Consider the following 23,672-nt stretch of genomic DNA (forward strand, 5'->3'; position numbering starts at 1 on the left):
GGCGGCGGCCAGGGCGCAGCGCAGCTGGGCCGCGGCGCCGTACGACGAGCGGGCGGCGGTCCTGCGCCGCGCCGGCGACCTCGTCGCCGAGCACGCGATCGAGATCCGCGACTGGATCATGCGGGAGACCGGCAGCACCCTGGCCAAGGCCGACTTCGAGCTGCACCTGATCGCGGGGGAGTGCTACGAGGCGGCCGCGCTCGCCTCCGCGCCGTACGGCGAGATGCTCCGCAGCGCGCAGCCGCGGCTGAGCTTCTCCCGGCAGCGACCGGTCGGCGTGGTCGGCGTCATCGCGCCGTTCAACTTCCCGCTGGTGCTCTCCCTGCGCGCCGTCGCGCCGGCGCTCGCCCTCGGCAACGCCGTCGTGCTGAAGCCGGACCCGCGGACCGCCGTGGCGGGCGGCGTGGCGATCGCCCGCGTCTTCGAGGAGGCCGGGCTGCCCGCGGGACTCCTCTCCGTGCTCCCGGGCGACGGCACGGTCGGCGAGGCCCTGGTCGTCCACCCCCGGGTGAGGGTGATCGCCTTCACCGGCTCGACCCGTGCCGGCCGGACGGTCGGCGAGCTGGCGGGGCGCCACCTCAAGCGCGCCCACCTCGAGCTCGGCGGCAACTCCGCGCTCGTGGTCCTCGACGACGTCGACGTCGAGCGCGCGGCCTCGATCGGCGCGTTCGGCTCCTTCATGCACCAGGGCCAGATCTGCATGACCACCGGCCGGCACATCGTCGCGGAGAGCATCGCGCAGCGGTACGTCGAGGCCCTGGCCGCGCGTGCCGAGCGGCTCACGGTCGGCGACCCGGCCCGGCAGGAGGTCCATCTCGGGCCGCTGATCGACGCGCATCAGCGCGACCACGTCCACGAGCTCGTCACCGCCTCCCTCGACGGCGGCGCGCGGCTTGCGGCCGGCGGGACCTACGACCGGCTCTTCTACCGGCCGACGGTGCTGGCCGACGTCGAGCCGGACGCCCCGGCCTACGCCGAGGAGGTCTTCGGCCCGGTGGCCCCGGTGCTCTCCTTCGGCTCCCTGGACGAGGCCGTCACGCTGGCCGCCGGCTCCGAGTACGGCCTGTCGCTCGGCATCCTGGCCGGCGACGGGCTGCGCGCGCTCGAGCTCGCCGAGCGGATCCCCTCGGGAGCCGTGCACATCAACGACCAGACCGTCGCCGACGAGCCGGTGATCCCCTTCGGCGGCGTGGGCTGGTCGGGGACGGGGTCCCGGACGGGCGGAGCCCGCGCCAACCTGGAGGCCTACACCGAGACCCAGTGGGTGACCGCCCAGAGCGAGCTGGCCTCCTCGCCGTTCTGAGGGCCGGCCACAGGGCCGGCCACAGGGCCGGCCACAGGGCGGGCAGGTTGGCTCGGCGAGGAGGCGGCTCACTACGCTGTGCCCATGGCCGATCTCACCGCCCTGACCTCCTCCGCGTACCAGCAGGCACTCGAGGTCATCGCCTCGGTCGAGCCGCGGATCGCCGACGCGACCAAGCAGGAGCTGGCCGACCAGCGCGCCTCGCTCAAGCTCATCGCCTCGGAGAACTACGCCAGCCCGGCGGTGCTCCTCACGATGGGCACCTGGTTCTCCGACAAGTACGCCGAGGGGACGGTCGGACACCGGTTCTACGCCGGGTGCCAGAACGTCGACACCGTCGAGCAGCTCGCCGCCGACCACGCCAAGGAGCTGTTCGGCGCTGAATACGCCTACGTCCAGCCGCACTCCGGCATCGACGCCAACCTGACGGCGTACTGGGCGATCCTGGCGCATCGCGTCGAGGGCCCCTGGCTCGAGAAGTTCGGCGCGAAGAACGTCGCCGAGCTCTCCGAGGCGGACTGGGAGAGCCTGCGCGCCGAGCTCGGCAACCAGCGCCTGCTCGGCATGAGCCTGGACGCGGGCGGCCACCTGACGCACGGCTTCCGGCCGAACATCAGCGGCAAGATGTTCCACCAGCAGCAGTACGGCACCGACCCGGAGACCGGCCTGCTCGACTACGACGTGGTCCGCGCCAAGGCGCGGGAGTTCAAGCCGCTGGTGCTCGTCGCGGGCTACTCCGCCTACCCCCGCCGGGTGAACTTCGCGAAGATGCGCGAGATCGCCGACGAGGTCGGCGCCACCCTCATGGTCGACATGGCGCACTTCGCCGGCCTCGTCGCCGGCAAGGTGTTCACGGGCGACGAGGACCCGATCCCGCACGCTCACGTCGTCACCTCGACCTCGCACAAGTCGCTGCGCGGCCCGCGCGGCGGCTTCATCCTCGCCACCGAGGAGTACGCGCCGAGCGTCGACCGCGGCTGCCCCCTGGTGCTCGGCGGCCCGCTGTCGCACGTCATGGCCGCCAAGGCCGTGGCCTTCGCCGAGGCGAGGCAGGAGTCCTTCCAGACCTACGCCCAGGACGTCGCGGACAACGCCCAGGCGCTCGCCGAGGGGTTCAAGCGCCGCGGGATCACGCTCGTCACCGACGGCACCGACAACCACATCGTGCTGCTCGACGTCAGCCCGCTCGGCCTCACCGGCCGCCAGGCCGAGTCCGCGCTGCTCGACTCGGGCGTGGTGACCAACCGCAACTCCGTCCCCGCCGACCCCAACGGCGCGTGGTACACCTCCGGCATCCGGCTCGGCACCCCGGCTCTCACGACCCGCGGCCTGGGCGCCTCGGACTTCGACTACGTCGCCGAGCTGATCACGCAGGTTTTGAAGTCCACGACGCCGGGTAGGACGTCTGCTGGTGCGGCCAGCAAGGCGTCGTACGTCATCGCGGACGGGGTCGCCGGGGGGACGAAGGCGGCTGCGGCCGAGCTGATGGAGAAGTTCCCTCTCTATCCCGGTCTCGACCTCAGTTGACGGAGGAAGATTGCCCAGACGGTCGCTGGCGGTGACGCTGCCGTTCCGCCCCGAGTCGGTGCGCGAGGCCCGGACCCTCGTCCGCTCGTGCGGCGACGGCTTCACCGAGGAGCTGCTGGACGACGCCGAGCTGCTCGCGTCCGAGGTGGTGACGAACGCGGTGCGCCACGGCAGCCCGCTGGTGCAGTTCGAGGTCGAGGTCGACGGCGACTCCCTGACGGTGCGGGTCTCGGACGGCAGCGTCCGCCTGCCCATCGTGCGCGCGGCCGACCACCCGGTGGACGATCCCTCCGGGCGCGGGCTGCGTCTGGTGGCCGAAGTTGCCACCGAGTGGGGTGTGACGACAGACTCCGGGGCCGACGGCAAGACGGTGTGGTTCCGGTTGACCGATCGGCGTGGGAGCGCCGGGAACGACGTGGAGGACGAGACGGCATGGAACTGACGATTTCCCGTACGCCGGGGACCGGCTCGCTCAAGCTGGAGGGCTCGATCGACCTGGTGAGCCGGCAGGAGTTCATCGACGCCGGACTAGCGGTGCTCGAGGAGGAGGACGCCCTCACCCTCGACATGGCCGGCGTGGACTTCATGGACTCGATGGGCATCGGCGCCCTGATCGAGCTCGCCAAGCACGCCGACAAGGCCGGCAAGACCTTCGCGATCGCGGAGAAGTCGCCCCGCGTCAGCCGGGTCCTCGAGGCGACCGGGCTCGCCGATGCCTGGCGACCCGTCGTCTAACGAGGTCCAGACCGCGCTCGCCCAGGAGACCGCGGCCTCCTATCCCGAGGTGGCCGAGATCCTCCGCCGGGCTCACGCCGGCCTGGAGGCCGACACGGCCACGGTCCTGCTGCTCGACGAGACCCGCTCGGTCCTGGTGCCCGCGGCCACGATCGGGCTCGACAAGACGCTTCGGGGCGCTCGGCGGGTGCCGATGGGCCTCGGCTTCGCGGGCGTGGTCGCCCAGACCCGGCAGCCGGTGGTCCTCAGCGACGTCAGCCGGAGCACGGTGGTCAACCCCGTCCTCCTCGACCACGGCGTCCGGACCCTGCTCGGCGTGCCGATCGTGGACGGCAGCGAGCTGCTCGGCGTGCTGCACGTCGGGTTCCTGCGGGGCCACGACTTCGGGGAGCTGGAGGTGATGCGGCTGACCGAGTTCGCCCTGGAGCTCGGCGAGGTGCTGCGCGACCGGTTCAGCGACGCCGAGCACACCACCGCGCTCACCCTCCAGCGCAGCCTGCTCCCGACCACCCCGCAGGCGCCCCCGGGGCTGGCGATCGCCGCCCGCTACGTGCCCGCCGAGGGCGACCTCGGCGGCGACTGGTACGACGTCTTCCAGCTGCCCGGCGGAGCCCTGGGCCTCGTGATGGGGGACGTCATCGGTCACGGCCTCGCCGCGGCGATCGTCATGGGCCGGCTGCGCAGCGCGCTGCGCGCCTACGCGATCGAGCACGAGGACCCCGCGGAGGTCCTGCAGCGCCTGGACCGCGAGATCTGCCACTTCGAGAGCGACGTGCTCGCCACCGTCCTCTACGGCGTCGCCGAGCCGCCCTTCGCGACCTGGCGGTTCAGCTCGGCCGGGCACTACGCGCCGGTCGTGGGCGCGCCGGACGTCCCGGGGGTCGTGGCCGAGGTGCCGTCCGACCCGCTGCTGGGGCTCCACCCCGGCACCCAGCGCCTCACCCACGTCGTCGAGGTCCCCGACGGCGGCCTGCTGTGCCTCTTCACCGACGGCCTGGTCGAGCGCCGGCCCGGCCCGGAGGACGGTGCCAGCGACCTGATCGGCATCAACCTCGCCCGGGTCGGCCTCGCGCTCGCCGAGGCCGACGACCCCGAGCTGGGCTGCATCCGGGTGCTCGGCGAGGTGCTCGGCGAGCACGTCGCCGACGACGACATCGCGATCCTGGTCGCCCAGCGGCAGAGCTGACCGGAGCTGACCGGGCCGATCAGCCGAGCGTCGGGGTCGTCCGCGCCACCACGGCGGCGAGGTCACCGCCGGCGAGGCTGCCGAACGTGCCGTCGTAGGACGTCCCGAGCCGCGAGGCGCAGAAGAGGTCGGCGACCTCGGGCGCGCCGTGCCGGACCAGCAGGGCGCCCTGGAGCACCGCCGCCATCCGGCCGGCGAGCCGGCGGGCGTTGACCTCCATCAGCTCCGGCGTGAGCGACCCGAGCAGCTGGAGCAGGTCGGCGATCGCCGCGTCGAGCCGCGCGTCGCCGCCCCGCGCGCGCCCGACCTCGGTGAGATAGGCGTCGAGCACCTCCGGCTCGCGCGAGAGCGCCCGGAGCACGTCCAGGGCGTTGATGTTGCCCGAGCCCTCCCACACCGAGTTGACCGGCGCCTCGCGGTAGAGCAGCGGCATCCCGGACTCCTCGACGTAGCCGTTGCCTCCCAGGCACTCCAGCGCCTCGGCGGTCAGCGCCGGCGTCCGCTTGCAGACCCAGAACTTCGCCAGCGGCAGCGCGATCCGGCGCAGCGCCGCCTCGTGCGCGTCGTGACGGCGGTCCACGGCGGTGGCGAGCCGCAGCGCGAGCGCGGTGGCCGCCTCCGACTCCACGGCCAGGTCCGCGATCACGTTGCGCATCAGCGGCTTGTCGGCGAGCAGGCCGCCGAACGCGGAGCGGTGGGCGACGTGCCAGGACGCCTCGGCGACGGCACGGCGCATCAGCGACGCCGAGCCGAGGACGCAGTCGAGCCGGGTCGCGGCCACCATCTCGATGATGGTGCGCACGCCGCGGCCCTCGTCGCCGAGCCGCCAGGCGAGGGTCTGGTCGAACTCCAGCTCCGCGGAGGCGTTGGAGCGATTGCCGAGCTTGTCCTTGAGCCGGACCACGTCGAGGGTGTTGCGGGAGCCGTCGGGCAGCACGCGGGGCAGCACGAAGCAGGTGACGCCGGCGTCGGCGGTCTGGGCGAGGACGAGGAACATGTCGTTCATCGGAGCGGAGGTGAACCACTTGTGCCCGCGCAGGGTGTAGACCCCCGAGTCGGCGTCCCCGGCGAGCGGCGTCGCCGTGGTGACGTTGGCCCGCACGTCCGAGCCGCCCTGCTTCTCGGTCATGCCCATGCCCGCCAGGGCGCCGAGCTTCTGGGAGATCGGGCGCAGCCCGGGGTCGTAGGTCGTCGACGCGAGGAGCGGCGTCCACTCCTTCGCGAGGGCGTCGTCCGCGCGCAGCGCCGGCACGGCGGCGTACGTCATCGAGATCGGGCAGCCGTGGCCGGGCTCGGTCTGCGACCAGGCGAAGAAGCCGGCCGCGCGGCGGACGTGCGCGTGCGGATCGTCGCTCTCCCAGGGGGTGGCCGCGAGTCCGTGCCCGACGGCGCGCTCCATCAGCCAGTGCCACGACGGGTGGAAGTCGACCTCGTCGATCCGCTCGCCGTAGCGGGAGTAGGGCCGCAGCTCGGGGGAGTGCCGGTTGGCGAGCCGTCCCTGCTCGCGAGCCTCCTCCGAGCCCGCCTCGAAGCCGAGGGCCACGAGGGAGTCGAGGGTCTCGGCGGAGGCATGCCGCACGACCGCCTCGGCCAGCGCGAGATCGGAGGTGACGACGTTGTGCCCGGCGAGCGGGGGAGCCTGGTTGAGCGCGACGCGATCGCCTGCCCGGGATGAGCTGGTCATGGCACTACGGTAGTCCCGTGCCGCACGAGGAGACGTACGACGACACCCGGCTGCGTCGCGGCCGGCTGTCGCTCCCGGAGCACGTCCGCTCTCCCTGGTGGGAGCTGGGCCGCCGGCTGCTGGCCGCGCTGTCGATCCTCCTCGGCACCGTCCTCCTCGTCTACGTGGACCGAGGCGGCTACCGCGACGTCAACGGAGACGGCATCAGCCTCATCGACGCGGTCTACTACACGACCGTCACGCTGAGCACCACCGGCTACGGCGACATCGCGCCCGTGAGCGAGGGCGCGCGCCTGGTCAACGCCTTCGTGATGACCCCCGCTCGGATCGGCTTCCTGGTGCTCTTGATCGGCACGACCCTCGAGGTGCTCGCCACCCGGGGTCGGGAGCAGATCCGCACCGCCCGCTGGAGGAGGAAAATGTCCCACCACGTCGTCGTCGTCGGCTACGGCACCAAGGGCCGCAGCGCCGTCGAGACCCTGCTCAAGAACGGCAAGGACCGCGAGCACGTCGTGGTCGTCGACCCGTCGGCCTCCGCCCTGCAGGACGCGCACAGCGACGGCCTCGCCGTCGTCACCGGCGACGCCACCCGGCGCGAGGTGCTCCGGCGCGCGGGCGTCGCCGACGCGGACCAGGTCATCATCACCACCGACCGCGACGACACCAACGTCCTCACCGCGCTGACCGTCCGCCAGCTCAACCCCGACGCCTGGATCGTGGCCGCGGTGCGCGAGGAGGAGAACGTCGCGCTGATGAAGCAGTCCGGGGCGGACTCGGTCATCACCTCGGCCGACGCGGTCGGCCGGCTGCTGGGCCTCTCCACGCTCTCGCCGACCCTCGGCTCGGTGATGGAGGACCTGCTGACCTACGGCGAGGGGCTCGAGGTGGCCGAGCGGGCGCTGCTGGTCAGCGAGGTCGGCAAGCAGCCGCAGCAGCTGCCGGACCAGGTCATCGCCGTCGTACGCGACGAGCGGGTGTTCCGCTACTTCGACCCGGTCGTGACCCAGCTGGCTCGGGGCGACCGGCTCGTCGTCGTACGGCCGGCGAAGGAGCTGCCGTGGGCGCCCCGGCCCGGCACGCACGACGAGGATCTCGCCACCGACGGCGAGGAGAGATGAGTCGAGCCCCTGGCGTCTCGGGTCACCAGGGGCTCAACGAGAGCGACACTAGCGCGCCGGCGCGGCGCTCGGAAGGGGAATCGGCCGGAATCGGCGCCGAAGCCCGACACTTTTACCTTTTGCACGTTGTTGCAGTGCACATCTGCGTCGATTCACAGCATTGACGCGGCGATCCGCGGCCCGCGAAGGTTCCCGCCAGGCCCGAACCCGGGCCGGACCGTCTCGGGGGCCGATCCGGCCCCGGTTCAAAGGGGATCTCGTGAAGCAACGCGTCATCTCGGGCCTGACCCTGGCCCTTGTCGTCTCCGCATCCTGGCTGGCACCCGCCACCGCGCAGGCCGCCACCCAGGCCGCCACCCCGTCAGCCCAGCCGTCCCAGCCCGCCCGGCCCGATCGGAGCGACGCCGCCGCGAAGGGCGCGGGCGACTTCGTCGCCACCCGCCCGTCCCGGCTGCATCTCGCCAAGCAGGACAAGGCCGCCCAGACCCAGGTCTACCGCTCCCACGGCCTGAGCTACGTCGCCTACGACCGCACCTACCGCGGTCTCGACGTGGTCGGCGGCGACTTCGTGGTCGCCACCGACGACGCGGGCAAGGTCGTCGCCACCTCGGTCGCCCAGACGAAGCCGACCCGGGTCGGCTCGATCACGCCCAGCATCTCGACGACGACCGCCCGGCAGAAGGCGGCCGGGCTGGTCGACGACGCGAGCCTCGGCGAGACCCGCCTGGTCGTCTTCCAGGACGAGGCCACCTCGCACCTGGCGTACGAGACCTACGCGACCGGCACCCGCGACGGCGAGCCGTCCCGCCTGGCGGTCTACGTCGACGCGCACAGCGGGAAGGTCGTCGGCACCAAGGAGCACGTGCTGCACGGCACCGGCTCGGGCACCTACAACGGCCCCAAGCCGGTCACCTTCGGCACGACGCTGTCGGGTTCGACCTACGCGATGAAGGACCCGGCCGCCACCAACCTCAGCTGCCAGGACGCCGCCACGAACACCACCTTCACTCAGTCCGCCGACACCGGCTGGGGCGGCGGCGCGGCCACCGACCGCGAGACGGCCTGCGTCGACGCGCTCTACGCCGCCGACAAGGAGATCGCGATGCTGTCGGCCTGGGACGGGCGCAACGGCCCCGACGGCAACGGCGGCGCATGGCCGATCCGGATCGGCGACCAGGAGGAGAACGCCTACTACGACGGCACCCAGGTCCAGGTCGGCTACGACGACGACGGCGCCTGGATCTCCTCGATCGACGTGCTCGCCCACGAGATGGGCCACGGCGTCGACGACAACACGCCCGGCGGGATCTCGGCCAAGGGCACCCAGGAGTTCGTCGCCGACACCTTCGGCGCCGCGACCGAGTGGTACGCCAACCAGTCGGCCCCCTACGACACCCCCGACTTCACCGTGGGCGAGGAGGTGAACCTCGGCGGGGCGCCGATCCGCTACATGTACAACCCGTCGCTGGCCGGGGACTCCAACTGCTACTCCTCCTCCACGCCGACCGCCGAGGTGCACGCGGCGGCCGGGCCGGGCAACCACTGGTTCTACCTGCTCGCCGAGGGCACCAGCCCGACCGACGGCCAGCCGGCCAGCCCGACGTGCAACAGCTCGTCGATCACCGGCATCGGGATCCAGAAGGCCGAGCAGATCATGTACAACGCGATGCTGCTCAAGACCTCGAGCTCGTCCTACCTGAAGTACCGCACCTGGACGCTCACCGCCGCCAAGTCCCTCTTCCCGAGCTCGTGCACGGAGTTCAACGCGGTCAAGGCGGCGTGGGACGCGGTCTCCGTGCCCGCGCAGTCCGCCGATCCGACCTGCACGGCCGGCGGCGGGACCACCACCGTGACCGTCGCGAACCCGGGCAGCAAGACCGGCACCGTCGGCACCGCCATCAGCTCCTTCACCCTGAGCGCCTCCGGGGGCACGGCGCCGTACACGTGGTCGGCCACCGGCCTTCCCGCCGGCGTCTCGATCTCGTCGGCCGGCACGGTCTCCGGTACGCCGACCACGGCCGGCACCTACAGCGTCACCGCCTCCGCGACCGACTCGGCGGGCGCCGCCGGCACGACGTCGTTCACGTTCACCGTCAGCGGTGGCAGCAGCGGGACCTGCTCGGGCAACAAGATCGCCAACCCGGGCTTCGAGTCGGGCGCCACGAGCTGGACCCAGAGCAGCGGGGTGATCGACAGCTCCACGTCGGCGGCCGCCCGCACGGGCAGCTACAAGGCCTGGCTGGACGGCTACGGCAGCACCCACACCGACACGCTGAGCCAGTCGGTGACCGTCCCGGCGGGCTGCACGGCGACGTTCACCTTCTGGGTCAACATCACCACGAAGGAGACGACCACCTCCACGGCGTACGACAAGCTGACGGTGAAGGCGGGCTCGACGACCCTCGCGACGTACTCGAACCTCAACAAGAGCTCGGGCTACGTGCAGAAGTCGTTCAGCCTGACGTCGCTGGCCGGCACCACCTTCACGATCTCCTTCAGCGGAGTCGAGGACAGCTCACTGGCGACGAGCTTCCTGGTGGACGACACGGCGCTCACCCTCGGCTGAGCGCGCACCGAGAGGCCCTCCGGCTCGTCGGCACTCCTCACACCATGGAGTCGACGACGAGCCGGAGGTCCTCGACCGTCGTGCGGGGGTTGACGATCGCGAACCGGGTGCAGATCCGGCCGCGGTGCTTGGTGGGCGTCACGAACGCCTCGCCGTCGGCCAGCAGCCGCTGGCTCCAGGCCGCGTAGTCCCCGTCCCGCCAGCCGACCCGCTCGAAGATCAGCACGGAGAGGTCCGGCTCGACCAGCAGCCGCAGGTGCTCGGACTCCTCGATCAGCTCGCGGCCGGCCCGGGTCACCGTCAGGGTCCGCTCGACGGCCTCGCGGTAGGCGTCGGTGCCGTGGACGGCGAGGGAGTACCAGAGGGGGAGTCCTCGGGGGCGGCGGGTCAGGTGGATCGCGTAGTCGCTGGGATTCCACTCGACCTCGTCGGTCAGCACGTCGAGGTAGCTGGCCTTCTGGGTGTGCGCGGCGCGGGCGAGCACCGGGTCGCGGTAGAGCAGGGCGCAGCAGTCGAAGGGCGCGAAGAGCCACTTGTGCGGGTCGACGATGAAGGAGTCGGCGCGCTCGATGCCGGCGTAGAGGTGGCGCACGCTGGGGGCGGCGAGTCCGGCGCCGCCGTACGCGCCGTCGACGTGGAACCACCAGCCCTGCTCCGCGGCGACCTGCCCGATCCCGTCGAGGTCGTCCACCACGCCGAGGTTGGTGGTGCCCGCGGTGGCGACGACGGCGAAGACGCCGTCCCGCTCCTCCTCGCCGGCGGTCGCGAGCCAGTCCCGGATCGCGTCGCCGGTGAGCCGGCCGCGCTCGTCGCCGCGGATCTCGACGATGTCGACGTCCATGACCGACTCCAGGGCGTGCTTGACCGAGGAGTGCGTCTCGTAGGTCAGCACCACCGACCACCGCGCCGGGCGTACGCCGCCACGCCGGTGCAGCGCCGTCGCGCGAGCCGCGACGAGGGCCGAGAGGTTGCCGTTGGTGCCGCCTGCCACGAAGACCCCTCCGGCGCCGTCCGGGAGGCCGGCCAGGTCCGCGATCCAGCGCAGCGCCTGGTTCTCGGCGTAGATCGCGCCGCTGCCCTCGAGCCAGGAGCCGCCGTAGATGCTCGAGGCGCCGACGAGCATGTCGAACGCGGCCGCCGCCTTCGACGGCGCCCCGGGAATGAACGCGAGGTAGCGCGGGTGGTCCACCGACAGGCACGCCGGGGCGAGCACGTCCTCCCAGAGCCGGCTGGCCTCGGCGGCGCCGAGCCCGCCGGGGGTCACGGTCGCTCCGGCGACCTCGGCGAGCTGGGCCGGCGTCAGGGTGTGGTCGAGCGGGGCGTCCATCGCGAGCCGGTCGAGGCAGAGGTCGGCCAGACCTCGGGCCATGGCGGCTGCGTCGGCGTCGTACGAGTGCATCGCGGGCATGGGCGAGAGCGTACGGACTCAGCCTCGCCGGGTGATGAACCCCCACCGCGCGAGCACCGACTCCTCGACGATCGCGGCGACGGTGTAGAGCAGGATCGAGACCACCGTGACGACGGCCGCGATCGCCCAGATCTGCTGGTAGTCGGCCTGCGACTTCGCCAGCGGGATCTTGCCGCCCAGCCCGGAGGTCGTCAGCAGCCACTCGTAGAGCATCGCCCCGGTGAGCGCGCCGGGCACCGCGATCCGCATCGAGGCGAAGAGCTGGGGGAGGGCGGTGGGGATGGCGACCTTGCGCAGCAGGGTCCACCGGGTCCCGCCGTTGACCCGGACCATGTCGACCGCCTGGGGCGACACCGACCGGAAGCCCACCGCGAGGTTGAGCAGGATCGGGAAGAACACGACCACGGCGCTGATCAGCGCGGCCGCCACGAGCCCGTCGCCGAAGACGAGGTAGATCGCGGGCGCCAGCGCGAGCAGCGGGACCGTGCGCAGGAACACCGCGACGGGCAGGAACATGAACTCCAGCGGCTTGACGATCACGAACGACAGCGCGAGGACGATCGACCCCGCGACGCCGGCGACGAAGCCGAGGGCGGTGTGTCCCAGGGTCACCCAGAGGAGCGCCAGGATGTCGTGGCGGTGCACGCTGGGCTCGACGTTGTCGATGCCCACCTTCGTGAAGTAGTCCCAGACGTCGACGGGCTTCTTAGCGATGTAGCTGTTGGTGTGGCCGCTGTCGATGAGCCAGCCGACGGCCAGCTGCCACGCGACGGTCAGGACGGCCATCGAGAGGATGACGAGGCCGACGGACTTGCCGATACGGCCGAGGGCGTAGCGCAGATCGCTGTTGTTCATCTCTTCGTCACAGTCCCGCCGGGGTGTCGGTGCCCGCCGCCCAGGGCGTCAGCAGCTTGCCGAGGAGCGCGATGAGCGCGTAGGCGATGCCCGCGATCACCGCGCAGATGATGCCGATCGCCCAGACCCGCACGGAGTTGTTGCTCGCCTGGGAGGAGATCAGCAGGATGCCCATGCCGGACTCGACGCCGTTGAGGAAGTACTCGCCGAGGATCGCGCCGAGGACCGACATCGGGGCGCAGACCTTGAGCGCCGCGATCAGGTTGGGGACGGCCGCGATGAGCTGCACCTTGCGCAGCTGGGAGACCCGCCCCCCGCCGTACGCCGTGATGACGTCGAGCTGGGTGGCGCTGGCGCTCCGGAGTCCGACGAGGCAGCCGATCAGCGTGGGGAAGATGCACAGCAGCGCGGCGAGGAAGATCGCGGTGGTGCGGTCTCCGGCCTTCCCCATCAGCGAGACGATCGGCCCGACCGCGGTCAACGGGATGCAGGAGGTGACGACGCCCAGCTGCATGATGAAGCTGTCCAGCCGCGGCACGATGACGACGACGAACGCCATCGCCATCGAGATCACGACCCCCCAGAGGAAGCCCCACATCGCCTCGAGGGAGGTGTGCCCGACCGCGGTCAGGTAGACCTGGTCGTGGACGGCTCCGATGGCCTCCTTGGCGACGTCCCAGGGCGGCGGGATGGCGCCGGGGCGACCCGAGGGCTTCACGTAGGGGATCGACACGATCCACCACGCGATGACGATCAGGACGATGCCCGCCAACGCGCCGACCCACGGCTTGGCCAGCAGGGGACGGAGGTCGGGCATCAGTGGCCCACCGCGTTGCGTGCTCCGAAGAGGATCTCGGAGAGCTGGTCGTGATAGTGGTGGAACTCCGGCGAGCGGAGGATGTCGGGCGTGCGAGGACGCGGCAGGTCGATCTCGACGACCTCGGCGATCCGGCCCGGCCGCGGCGACATGACGGCGACGACGTCGGAGAGGTAGATCGCCTCCGCGATGCCGTGGGTCACCATCAGGGTGGTCGCGGGCTTCTCGGTCCAGATCCTCTGCAGCTCGTCGTTCATCCGCTGGCGCGTCATGTCGTCGAGCGCGCCGAAGGGCTCGTCGAGGAGCATGATCGTGGGCTGCACCACGAGGCACCGGGCGATCGAGACCCGCTGGCGCATGCCGCCCGAGAGGTGGGCGGGCTTGGCGTCCTCGAAGCCCTTGAGCCCGACCAGCTGGATCAGGTCGCTGATCAGGCCCTTCTCGGGCTTGATGCCGGCCACCTCCAGCGGCAGCCGGATGTTCTTCTCGACCGAGCGCCACGGCAGCAGCGCCGAGTCCTGGAAGGCGACGCCGACCTCGTGCTCGCGCTGGATCTCCAGCGCGCCCTTGCCGTTGATCGCGATCTCGCCGGTGGTGGGCGTCTCCAGGCCGGCGAGGATCCGGAGGATCGTCGACTTGCCGCACCCCGACGGGCCGAGCAGCGAGAGGAACGAGTTCTGGGTGGTGCCCAGGTTGACCTCGGTGAGCGCCTCGGTCGTGTTCCGGCCGACGCGGAAGGTCTTGGTCAGCTTGTGGATGTTGATCCCCGTGGCGAGGGTGCCCTCGCCACGGGGATCAGTCGTCGCAAATGCCATCAGGCGGTTCTGTCCGGGCGGCCGCTCAGGCGGACGGGATCGTGAACGTCGTGATGAGGTCGGGGTTCTCCTTGTAGATCTCCTCGAGGATGGAGAGGTCGAAGAGGTCGTCCGCGGAGATGTCGGTGCCCATGGCCTTGAGCGACGCGATGTTCTCGTCGATGAGCGCGTCGGTCATCGTGAACAGGCCGTTCTCGTTGACGTCGTCGGTGAGGATCAGGCCGTTCTGCGCGGTGGCCTCCGCGGTCTGCTCCTCGGCGTCGAGCTTGAGGTCCTTGCCGTAGTTGGTGACGGCGAGCTCGGCCGACTTGGCCGGGTCCTTGACCGCGTCGGTCCAGCCCTTGATCTCGGCGATCAGGAACGCCTTGAGCAGGTCGCGCTTGGACTCGAGCGTCTCGTCGGTGACCGTGAAGGTCTCGGCGACGAACGGCAGGCCGTTGTCGGCCAGGCCCAGCACGACCGGCGTGAACCCGTCGGACTTGGCGAGGATCGGCTCGTTCGTGATGTAGGACATGTGGGCGTCGTACTTGCCCTCCTCGAGGGGGGCGATGTCGTACAGCGTCGTCACGATCGTGACGTCGTCCTTGGTGAGGCCGACCGCGGTGAGGAAGCCCTCGAAGATCGAGAGGTTGCCGCCGGACTGGACGCCGATCTTCTTGCCCTTGAGGTCCTCGACCGTCTTGATCGGGGTCTTCTCCTCGAGGGAGAGCAGGCAGAAGGGGTTCTTCTGGTACGTCGAGCCGATGACCTTCAGCGGAGCGCCCTTGGCGATGGCGGGGGCGGTGATCGAGACCGAGGAGAGGCCGATCAGGACCTGGCCCGAGATGAGGGCGTCCTCGGCGCTGGTCTGGTCGCCACCGGCGATCAGGTTGACGCTGGAGAACCCGGCGTCCGTGTAGTAGCCGTTCGTGTCGGCGAAGTACTCGCCGGCGAATTCGATGTTCTTGATCCAGGACAGCTTGACGGTCAGCTCGCCGAGGTCGGCGGTGCCGGTGGCGCTGTCGGACGACGTCGCGGTGCCGCCGTCGCTGTCGCTGCCGCAGGCGGCCAGGAAGCCGACGGCACCGATCGCCAGGGCGCCGAGCCCGCCGGCGCGAAGGATCTGCCGACGGCTCATGCCGTGGGTGAAAGGCTCGGGGTTGACCATGGTGCTCCTCATTCTCGGGGCGTCGGTTCGGGGCGACGCTCAACGTCGGTGACGCTAGTGAGGGGCTATTTCGCCGGTGTTACAGGCTGCCGCCTGTCGCGGAACGAACGCGCTCGATGCTGAAACCTAGGTTTCATCGAGCGGTCAAGACCAGTGGCCCGTCGGGCGTGATCGCGACGGTGTGCTCCATGTGCGCGCCGCGCGAGCCGTCGGCCGACTTGATCGTCCAGCCGTCCTTGTCGATGTAGATCTGGTCGGTCGAGTGCAGGAACCACGGCTCGATCGCGATCACGAGACCGGGCTCGAGCTTGAAGCCCCGGCCGGCCTTCCCGGCGTTCGGCACGTGCGGGTCGCCGTGCATGGTGCGGCCGACGCCGTGCCCGCCGAACTGCGTGTTCACCTTCAGGCCGTTGCGCTTGGCGACGATCTCGATCGCGTGGCTGATGTCGCCGATCCTGTTCCCCGGCCGCGCGGCGGCGACGCCGGCCTCCAGCGCCTGGGTGGTGACGTCGATCAGCTTCAGGTCCCTCGGGTCGGGGGAGCCGACGACCACGCTGAGCGCCGAGTCCGACACCCAGCCGTCGACGCTCGCGGCGAAGTCGACGCTGAGCAGGTCGCCGTCGCGCAGCTCGTAGTCGAAGGGCAGCCCGTGCAGCACGGCGTCGTTGACGCTCGTGCACAGCACGAAGCCGAAGGGCATGGCGCCGAAGCTCGGGTGGTAGTCGATGTAGCACGACTCCGCGCCGCGGTCCTTGATCATCTGGTGGGCGAGCGCGTCGAGCTCGAGCAGGTTGACCCCGACGGCGGCCTTCTGCTGGAGCGCGGTGAGCACGTCGGCGACGAAGCGCCCGGCCGGCTTCATCTGCTCGATCTGGGCGGGTGTGCGGAGCTCGATCACAGAGGTGAGCCTACCGGCGGCAGTCTTCTCGTTCTGCCTCCGGGAGGGGCCTCCGCCCTCTAGGCTGCGCAGGTGTTGCGAGGGGTGGGCCGAGGTCGGAGGCATGCCCTGAGCGCCGCACTCGCGGCTCTCGTGCTCGGCGTGATGTCGCCGTCGCCGGCATCGGCCGCCGATCCGCGGCAGACGCGGGCGCTGTACGCCGACTCGCACAGCTCCGCGGCGGTCCGCGGCGGCGCCTACGCCGCGCTCGGGTCGGTGCCCCAGGCGCTCTGGCTGGGCGTCGCCACGCCCCGTGCGGTCCGCCGCGAACTGCGGGCGTACGTCCGCCGTGCCGTCGCCAGGCGCCGGACGCCCCAGGTGGTGCTCTACGCGATTCCGGACCGGGACTGCGCGGGCGGCGGCTGGAGCAACGCCACGGCGTACCTGCGCTGGGTCAAGGTCGTCGCCTCCGTGCTCCGGGGCCGCCGGGCGATCGCGGTGGTCGAGCCGGACGCGCTCGCGATGAGCGAGCAGTGCGGCGGAGACGCCCGGCTGGCGCTGCTCGGCGCGGCCGCGCGGATCCTCGCCGGGAGCGGCACGTGGGTCTACCTCGACGCCGGCCACAGCAACTGGGTGAGCGCCGACGCGACGGCGGCGAAGCTGCGCCAGGCGGGCATCGCCTACGCGCGCGGCTTCAGCCTCAACGTCGCGAACTTCCGTCCGACCGCGGAGGTCCGGCTCTACGGCGAGACGGTGGTGGCCGCCCTCGGCGTCCTGGCGCTTCCCGACAAGCACTTCGTCATCGACACCTCGCGCAACGGGGCCGTGCCCCTGGACGCTCAGTGGTGCAACCCTCCCTGGGCACGGGTCGGCCAGCGCCCGGTCATGCTGCGCACCGGGTCCCTCGACGGGCTGCTGTGGGTCAAGCACCCGGGGGAGACCGACGGCGCCTGCAACAGCGGTCCCGCGTCCGGATGGAGCGACCTGCTCGCGGACCGGCTGCTCGGTCGGTGAGACTCGTCCCATGACCTCCCTCCGCCGGATGGGCCTCCTGCTGGCCGCGGCCCTCGCGCCGCTCGTCGTCGGTGTCGGCGCGGCCCCGGCCCAGCAGCTCGACCCCCGGCAGAGCCGGGCCCTGTACGCCGACCCCCAGAGCCTCGCGGCACAGCAGGGTGACGCCTACGCGGCGATCGGGAGCCAGCCCCAGGCGCTCTGGCTGACGACGTCGTACTCGGTGGACGCGGTCCAGGGCGTGACCGCCGACTACGTGAGCCGGGCCGCCGCGGCGCAGCGGACGCCGCAGGTGGTGCTCTACGCCATCCCGGACCTGAACTGCGGCGGGGGCGGCTGGCCCGACGCGACGACGTACCGGGCCTGGGTGTCGCGGATCGCGGCCGCGCTCGCCGGTCGCGGCGCCATCGCGATCGTCGAGCCCGACGCCCTCCCCTTCGCGTCCACGTGCGGCGGGAGCGCCCGGCTGAGCCTCCTGCGCTGGACGGTCGGCACCCTGGCCGAGGCCGGCGTGTGGGCCTACCTCGACGCCGGGCACACCCACTGGCAGCCCGCGAAGCGGGTCGCCCGGTGGCTGAAGCGCGCCGGCGTGGCGCGGGCCCGCGGATTCGCGCTCAACGTCGCCAACTTCCAGCCCACCGCGGCGACGAAGCGCTATGCCGCCGCCGTCCGGCGGGCGCTCGCGAAGCGAGGTGTGAGGGCGAGCCACTACGTGATCGACACCTCGCGCAACGGCGCCAGGCCGCGCGGCACCAACTGGTGCAACCCGACCTGGGCGCGTCTGGGCACGGCGCCGCGGATGTTCACCTCGGGAGCGCTCGACGGGCTGCTCTGGGTCAAGCACCCCGGTGAGACGGACGGCGCCTGCCACGGCGGTCCCGCGTGGGGATGGAGCGACCTCCTCGCCGACCGCCTCCTCGGCCGCTGAGCCGCGCCCACGGTCACCAGCCGCGGCGGCGCCACTCGGAAAGGTGGGGGCGCTCGGCGCCGAGGGTGGAGTCGTCGCCGTGGCCGGGGTAGAGCCAGGTGGCGTCGGGGAGGCGGGCGAAGACCCGCTGCTCGACGTCGTCGATGAGCTGGGCGAAGGCGGCGGCGTCGCCGAAGGTGTTGCCGACGCCGCCGGGGAAGAGCGAGTCGCCGGTGAAGAGGTGAGGCGTTCCGGCGGGGTCGTCGTAGAGCAGCGCGACCGAGCCCGGGGTGTGTCCGCGCAGGGCGATCACCTCGAGCTCGGACTCACCGACCGGGATGCGGTGCCCGTCTGCGAGCCCGACGCCGATCGGCACGCCGGTGGCGTCCGTGATCGCCGCGGCGTCGGGCGCGCCGGCCATCGCGGTCCCGCCGGTGGCGGCGACGACCTCGGCGAGCGCGCGATGGTGATCCCAGTGCTGGTGCGTCGTGATGACCGCGTCGAGGCCGGCGTCGCCGACCCACGGGATCAGCCTCTCCGGCTCGGCGGCGGCGTCGATCATCACCTGCGCGCCGGTGTGGCGGCAGCGCAGCAGGTAGGAGTTGTTCGCCATCGCGGGATCGACCGCGACCTTGCGGACGGTGAGGTGGGCGAGCTCGAGGGTGTCGTCGAGCCCGCCGGGGCGGACCACGCCGGTGTAGGTCATGACAGCATCGTGGCAGCCCGGCGCAGCATGGCGGTGACGACGAGCGGGTGCGCCGGCCGGACCACGCCGAAGTAGACCCGCCCGCGCCACCCGTGCAGCCGGACGGCCGTCGTGACCCGGACCAGGTCGTCGCCGACACCGATGCCGCACCGGAAGTCCAGATGCCTGTCGTCGTACGACAGCAGCGCCTCCTCGCCGACCACCTCCCGCACCGCGAACGGGTCGTCGGGATCGGTCGGGACGCCGATCAGGGGCGCGAGCGCCTGCCGGACGCCGAAGAGTCCCTTGACCACTCCCGGCATCGTCTCCCGGCCGAAGATCGTCCGCGCCCAGGTGGCGGGGTCGGGCGTCGAGCCGGGCGGACGCGGCACCGCGATCAGGTCGACGTAGTCGGGCAGCGGCAGGTCGCGGAGCGCGACGGAGCGGAATGCGGGCGCCTCGTCCCCTGTTGGGTCCACCGTTCGATCCTGCGGTGACGCGGGGTGCCTGGCAAGTGTGGATGTGTCGGGCGCCCCTGCTAGGGTGACGAACACGTGTTCGAACGCATCGGGAGAGGGGCAGGCGTGGCCGACCAGATCGTCATCAGGGGCGCTCGTGAGCACAACCTGAAGGACGTCTCGCTCGATCTGCCCCGCGACGCGCTGATCGTCTTCACGGGCCTCTCCGGCTCGGGCAAGTCGAGTCTCGCCTTCGACACCATCTTCGCCGAGGGGCAGCGCCGCTATGTCGAGTCGCTCTCGGCGTACGCCCGGCAGTTCCTGGGCCAGATGGACAAGCCCGACGTCGACTTCATCGAGGGGCTCAGCCCGGCGGTCTCCATCGACCAGAAGTCGACCAGCAAGAACCCGCGCTCGACGGTCGGCACGATCACCGAGGTCTACGACTACCTCCGCCTGCTCTTCGCGCGCGCGGGCCGCGCGCACTGTCCCACCTGCGGGGCCCCCATCGAGCGGCAGACCCCGCAGCAGATCGTCGACCGGATCCTCACGCTCGAGGAGGGCCGGCGCTTCCAGGTGCTGGCCCCGGTGGTGCGCGGTCGCAAAGGCGAGTTCGTCGAGCTCTTCGGCCAGCTGCAGGCTCAGGGCTACAGCCGCGCGCGGGTGGACGGGAAGACCGTCCAGCTCTCCGAGCCGCCCAAGCTCAACAAGCAGCAGAAGCACACCGTCGAGGTCGTCATCGACCGCCTCCAGGTGAAGGCGTCGAGCAAGCAGCGGCTCACCGACTCCGTGGAGACCGCGCTGCTGCTCACCGGCGGGCTGGTGCTCTTCGACTTCGTGGACACCGGCGAGGAGATGAAGTTCTCCGAGAAGATGTCGTGCCCCAACGACCATCCCATCGACACCGACGACCTCGAGCCGCGCTCCTTCTCGTTCAACAGTCCCTTCGGCGCCTGTCCGGAGTGCCACGGCCTCGGCACCCGGATGGAGGTCGACCCCGAGCTGGTCATCCCCAACCCCCAGGCCACCCTCAACGACGGCGCGATCCAGCCGTGGAGCCACGCGCACATCTCGGACTACTTCCTGCGTCTGCTCGGCGCGCTCGGCGAGGAGATCGGCTTCGACCTCGACACGCCGTGGGAGGACATCCCGAAGGCCGCGCAGAAGACCATCCTCGACGGCCACACCCGCAAGGTGCACGTGGTCACGACCAACCGCTACGGGCGCCAGCGGGCCTACGACGCGGAGTTCGAGGGCGTGCGCTCCTACGTCGAGCGGCGTCACCGTGAGGCGGAGTCCGACACCAGCCGCGAGCGGTTCGAGGGCTTCATGCGGGAGGTGCCCTGCCCGGCGTGCGCGGGCAGCCGTCTCAAGCCGGTCTCGATGGCGGTCACGCTGGGGGAGCGCGACCAGGGCGGCCTGAACATCGCCGAGATCTGCGCCCTGCCGATCAACGAGGCCAGTGCCTGGCTCAACGGGGTCACGCTCACCGAGCGCGAGAAGCAGATCGCCGAGCGGGTGCTCAAGGAGATCCAGGAGCGGCTGCAGTTCCTGCTCGACGTCGGGCTGGACTACCTCTCGCTCGACCGGCCCTCGGGCTCGCTGAGCGGCGGCGAGGCCCAGCGCATCCGGCTCGCGACGCAGATCGGCGCGGGGCTCGTCGGCGTGCTCTACGTCCTCGACGAGCCCAGCATCGGCCTCCACCAGCGGGACAACGCCCGCCTGATCGAGACCCTCCTGCGCCTGAAGAACCTCGGCAACACCCTCATCGTGGTCGAGCACGACGAGGACACCATCCGGGTCGCCGACTGGGTCGTCGACATCGGCCCCGGAGCCGGCGAGCACGGCGGCCACGTCGTGCACTCGGGCACCGTCAAGGCGCTCTACAAGAACACCACGTCGATGACCGGGCAGTATCTCGCGGGCAAGCGCCGGATCGCCCTCCCCGACGTACGCCGTCCGCTGACCGCCGGACGCGAGCTCAAGGTCCTCGGCGCGCGGGAGAACAACCTCAAGAATCTGGACGTCTCGTTCCCGCTGGGGGTCTTCCTCGCGGTCACCGGCGTCTCGGGGTCGGGCAAGTCGACGCTGGTCAACGACATCCTCTACACCTCGCTGGCCAAGCAGATCTACAACGCGCGCACCATCCCCGGCCGGCACCGGACGATCACGGGGCTGGAGCACGTCGACAAGGTGATCCACGTCGACCAGAGCCCCATCGGGCGTACGCCGAGGTCCAACCCGGCCACCTACACCGGCGTCTTCGACCACGTCAGGAAGCTCTTCGCCTCGACGCCCGAGGCCAAGGTGCGCGGCTACCAGCAGGGCCGGTTCTCGTTCAACGTCAAGGGCGGCCGCTGCGAGGCCTGCGCCGGCGACGGCACGATCAAGATCGAGATGAACTTCCTGCCCGACGTCTACGTGCCGTGCGAGGTCTGCCACGGCATGCGCTACAACCGCGAGACGCTCGAGGTGCACTACAAGGGCAAGAACATCGGCGAGGTGCTCGACATGCCGATCGAGGAGGCGGTCGACTTCTTCGCCGCCGTCCCCGCGATCGCGCGCCACCTCACGACCCTGGTCGAGGTCGGGCTGGGCTATGTCCGGCTCGGTCAGCCCGCGACCACGCTGAGCGGGGGCGAGGCGCAGCGGGTGAAGCTCTCCAGCGAGCTGCAGAAGCGCTCGACCGGCCGCACGATCTACGTGCTCGACGAGCCCACGACGGGCCTTCACTTCGAGGACATCCGCAAGCTCCTCGGCGTGCTGGGCAGCCTGGTCGACAAGGGCAACACGGTCCTGGTGATCGAGCACAACCTCGACGTGATCAAGACCGCCGACTGGGTGATCGACATGGGGCCCGAGGGGGGCAACCGGGGCGGCACCGTCGTGGCCGAGGGGACGCCGGAGCAGATCGCGGCCAACCCCGCGAGCCACACCGGCCAATTTCTCAAGCATCTCTTGGGTTGATGATTCATGCTGAGGCCATGACTCCTTCTTCGCTGGACCGCCGCAACGCCCTCCTCGCGGGAACGGGCCTCGCCGCCGTGCCGCTGCTCGCCGCCTGCGGCGCCGACGACTCCACCGCCACCGACACGACGTCGAGCTCCGGCGCCGCGTCGGGCACGACGTCCTCCGGCGCGAGCGAGTCCGCCTCCGCGTCGGAGTCCGCCTCCGCGTCGAGCCGCACCGCGGCCGACGCCCTCGCGTCGACCAGCGACATCGAGGTCGGCGGCGGCACGATCTTCTCCGACGAGAAGGTGGTGGTCACCCAGCCGACCGAGGGCACGTTCAAGGCCTTCGACGCGACCTGCACCCACAACGGCTGCCTGGTGTCCAAGGTCGAGGACAGCGAGATCGTCTGCACCTGCCACAACAGCCACTTCTCGATCACCGACGGCTCGGTCGACAGCGGCCCGGCGCCCGACCCGCTCCCGTCGGTCTCGATCACCGTGACCGACGGCGAGATCTACCTCGCCTGACCCCCGATCCGCCGCTGCTCGCCGTGGGCGGCGGCGAGCAGCGGCGGATCAGGGCTGAGCCTGCCGTCGCCAGGCCTCGTCGCGAGGCGAGCGGCGGCGGTCCAGGCGGCGGTCGAGCACCTCGCGGGCGTCGTCCCAGCGGTCGGCCCGGAGCAGTGCCGCGATCCGGGCCTCCTCGACGATCTCGCGCTGGGCATCGGAGCCGCCGAGCCGCCACAGCTGGCCGGTGAGCGCGCAGAGCCGATCGGCGGCCTCCGACGGGCGGCCCGTCGCCATGAGGAGGAAGGCGTCGGCGAGCGGCGCGACGACCTCGCGCTGGGTCGCCCGGGAATGGTCCCGCGCGGCGTCGCGCACCGCGCGGAGGCCCGCGACGTCGCCGGTGGCGAGGTGGACGACCAGCGCGTGCAGCGCCATGAAGGCCGTCGCCGGCCGGGCCAGGGTCTCGGCCCCCGTGGCTGCGATCACCGCGTCCATCCCCGGGACCTCGCCCGCCCCCGGCGTGATCGCCCAGCGGAAGAGCAGGGATCCGGTGTCGACCAGCGCCCGGCAGCCGAGGGCGGTCGCGGGGTCGAGCTGGGTGTCGTAGCGACGGCGTACGGCGTCGAGGTCGCCGAGGGAGAGCTCGTGCAGCGCGGCGTGCCAGGAGAAGTGGGAGAGCGACTCGGCCTTCGCGCCCTCGTCGTCGATCCACCGGTCCATCCACGCCAGGCCAGCCGCGTGGTCCCCGGTCTCGTAGTGCGCGTGCGCCCGCGCGTGCGCGGAGTGCCCCGCGCCGGGCTCGGCGTCGAGCGAGGCGACGGCCAGGTCCATCGCCTCGTCGAAGCGCAGCTGCTCGGTCCGGACGAAGGCCAGGAGCCCGCGGAACCACCAGTCGCCGCCGTACGCCGGGCGACATCGCTCCACCAGGTCCCAGGCCTCCTGGGGCACCTCGGTGACGCCCGCGAACGCGATGGTCGGCACGGCGACGGAGAGCAGCAGGGCGTCGCGCGGATGCTCGGCGAGGTGGGCGAGCAGGGGAGCGGAGTCGCCCCCGAGCCGCGCCGCGACCGCGCGCACGTGGCTGCGCTCCCGCTCGGTGCCGCGGCCCGCGTGCA

At 71.6% G+C, this 23,672-nt stretch carries 21 protein-coding genes; 11 read left to right on the top strand and 10 right to left on the bottom strand.

Annotated features, from left to right (window positions below; genetic code table 11):
- The 5 genes from QM572_RS11290 to QM572_RS11310 form a co-directional block, all read left to right on the top strand.
- Window positions 1-1,303: benzaldehyde dehydrogenase (locus QM572_RS11290; RefSeq protein WP_415093098.1), on the top strand; the 1,303-nt coding region annotated here is incomplete at its 5' end.
- A gap of 84 nt (window positions 1,304-1,387) precedes the next feature.
- The gene (locus tag QM572_RS11295; protein WP_415093100.1) at window positions 1,388-2,830 is read left to right on the top strand and encodes a glycine hydroxymethyltransferase; all 1,443 of its coding nucleotides are present in this window, start codon (window positions 1,388-1,390) and stop codon (window positions 2,828-2,830) included.
- Between the two features lie 31 nt (window positions 2,831-2,861).
- A complete protein-coding gene (locus QM572_RS11300) occupies window positions 2,862-3,272 on the top strand; it encodes an ATP-binding protein (protein WP_415093102.1) in 411 nt (136 codons plus the stop codon).
- A complete protein-coding gene (locus QM572_RS11305; RefSeq protein WP_415093104.1) occupies window positions 3,263-3,565 on the top strand; it encodes an STAS domain-containing protein in 303 nt (100 codons plus the stop codon). Before QM572_RS11300 ends, QM572_RS11305 begins: the two co-directional genes overlap by 10 nt.
- Complete coding sequence (locus tag QM572_RS11310) at window positions 3,543-4,751, top strand: PP2C family protein-serine/threonine phosphatase (RefSeq protein WP_415093106.1); 1,209 nt, start codon at window positions 3,543-3,545, stop codon at window positions 4,749-4,751. Before QM572_RS11305 ends, QM572_RS11310 begins: the two co-directional genes overlap by 23 nt.
- Before the next feature lie 19 nt (window positions 4,752-4,770).
- Here QM572_RS11310 and QM572_RS11315 read toward each other — a convergent pair whose 3' ends face one another.
- Window positions 4,771-6,435, bottom strand: a complete 1,665-nt coding sequence (locus QM572_RS11315) for an acyl-CoA dehydrogenase family protein (protein WP_415093108.1) — start codon at window positions 6,433-6,435, stop codon at window positions 4,771-4,773.
- 17 nt (window positions 6,436-6,452) lie between these two features.
- On the opposite strand from QM572_RS11315, the gene QM572_RS11320 reads away from it, so the two are divergent.
- Window positions 6,453-7,553 carry a potassium channel family protein gene (locus QM572_RS11320; protein WP_415093110.1) on the top strand — a complete coding sequence of 367 codons (1,101 nt, stop codon included), beginning with the start codon at window positions 6,453-6,455 and terminating at the stop codon, window positions 7,551-7,553.
- A gap of 259 nt (window positions 7,554-7,812) precedes the next feature.
- Window positions 7,813-10,119 carry a M4 family metallopeptidase gene (locus tag QM572_RS11325; protein WP_415093112.1) on the top strand — a complete coding sequence of 769 codons (2,307 nt, stop codon included), beginning with the start codon at window positions 7,813-7,815 and terminating at the stop codon, window positions 10,117-10,119.
- A gap of 37 nt (window positions 10,120-10,156) precedes the next feature.
- Here QM572_RS11325 and QM572_RS11330 read toward each other — a convergent pair whose 3' ends face one another.
- From QM572_RS11330 to map, 6 genes are all read right to left on the bottom strand, one after another.
- Complete coding sequence (locus QM572_RS11330; protein WP_415093114.1) at window positions 10,157-11,527, bottom strand: pyridoxal phosphate-dependent decarboxylase family protein; 1,371 nt, start codon at window positions 11,525-11,527, stop codon at window positions 10,157-10,159.
- Between the two features lie 18 nt (window positions 11,528-11,545).
- On the bottom strand, window positions 11,546-12,382 hold the full coding sequence (locus tag QM572_RS11335; RefSeq protein WP_415093116.1) for an ABC transporter permease: 837 nt from the start codon (window positions 12,380-12,382) through the stop codon (window positions 11,546-11,548).
- Window positions 12,383-12,389: 7 nt separating this feature from the next.
- A complete protein-coding gene (locus QM572_RS11340) occupies window positions 12,390-13,199 on the bottom strand; it encodes an ABC transporter permease (RefSeq protein WP_415093118.1) in 810 nt (269 codons plus the stop codon).
- Window positions 13,199-14,014, bottom strand: a complete 816-nt coding sequence (locus QM572_RS11345) for an ABC transporter ATP-binding protein (protein ID WP_415093120.1) — start codon at window positions 14,012-14,014, stop codon at window positions 13,199-13,201. Before QM572_RS11345 ends, QM572_RS11340 begins: the two co-directional genes overlap by 1 nt.
- A 25-nt stretch (window positions 14,015-14,039) precedes the next feature.
- Window positions 14,040-15,173 carry an ABC transporter substrate-binding protein gene (locus tag QM572_RS11350; protein WP_415093122.1) on the bottom strand — a complete coding sequence of 378 codons (1,134 nt, stop codon included), beginning with the start codon at window positions 15,171-15,173 and terminating at the stop codon, window positions 14,040-14,042.
- Between the two features lie 121 nt (window positions 15,174-15,294).
- Window positions 15,295-16,059, bottom strand: a complete 765-nt coding sequence (map, locus tag QM572_RS11355; RefSeq protein WP_415093124.1) for a type I methionyl aminopeptidase — start codon at window positions 16,057-16,059, stop codon at window positions 15,295-15,297.
- 72 nt (window positions 16,060-16,131) lie between these two features.
- Between map and QM572_RS11360 the strand changes: the two genes are divergently transcribed.
- Window positions 16,132-17,052 (top strand): glycoside hydrolase family 6 protein, encoded by a 921-nt coding sequence (locus QM572_RS11360; protein ID WP_415093126.1) that lies wholly within the window; start codon window positions 16,132-16,134, stop codon window positions 17,050-17,052.
- A 10-nt stretch (window positions 17,053-17,062) separates the two neighbouring features.
- On the top strand, window positions 17,063-17,977 hold the full coding sequence (locus tag QM572_RS11365; protein ID WP_415093128.1) for a glycoside hydrolase family 6 protein: 915 nt from the start codon (window positions 17,063-17,065) through the stop codon (window positions 17,975-17,977).
- Window positions 17,978-17,990: 13 nt separating this feature from the next.
- Here QM572_RS11365 and QM572_RS11370 read toward each other — a convergent pair whose 3' ends face one another.
- Both QM572_RS11370 and QM572_RS11375 read right to left on the bottom strand, forming a co-directional pair.
- Window positions 17,991-18,662 carry an MBL fold metallo-hydrolase gene (locus tag QM572_RS11370; protein ID WP_415093130.1) on the bottom strand — a complete coding sequence of 224 codons (672 nt, stop codon included), beginning with the start codon at window positions 18,660-18,662 and terminating at the stop codon, window positions 17,991-17,993.
- A complete protein-coding gene (locus QM572_RS11375; RefSeq protein WP_415093132.1) occupies window positions 18,659-19,120 on the bottom strand; it encodes a DUF2867 domain-containing protein in 462 nt (153 codons plus the stop codon). The genes QM572_RS11370 and QM572_RS11375 overlap by 4 nt, the downstream gene beginning before the upstream one ends.
- Before the next feature lie 105 nt (window positions 19,121-19,225).
- On the opposite strand from QM572_RS11375, the gene uvrA reads away from it, so the two are divergent.
- Both uvrA and QM572_RS11385 read left to right on the top strand, forming a co-directional pair.
- Window positions 19,226-22,066, top strand: coding sequence for an excinuclease ABC subunit UvrA (gene uvrA, locus QM572_RS11380; protein ID WP_415093134.1), 2,841 nt, complete (start codon window positions 19,226-19,228; stop codon window positions 22,064-22,066).
- A 17-nt stretch (window positions 22,067-22,083) separates the two neighbouring features.
- Window positions 22,084-22,578, top strand: a complete 495-nt coding sequence (locus tag QM572_RS11385; protein WP_415093136.1) for a Rieske (2Fe-2S) protein — start codon at window positions 22,084-22,086, stop codon at window positions 22,576-22,578.
- A gap of 48 nt (window positions 22,579-22,626) precedes the next feature.
- On the opposite strand, the gene QM572_RS11390 is transcribed toward QM572_RS11385, so the two are convergent.
- The coding region (locus tag QM572_RS11390) for a pyridine nucleotide-disulfide oxidoreductase (protein WP_415093138.1) at window positions 22,627-23,672 on the bottom strand (1,046 nt) is incomplete at its 5' end.

Source organism: Nocardioides sp. (genome assembly GCF_047607365.1).
In the GTDB taxonomy this organism is placed as follows: domain Bacteria; phylum Actinomycetota; class Actinomycetes; order Propionibacteriales; family Nocardioidaceae; genus Nocardioides.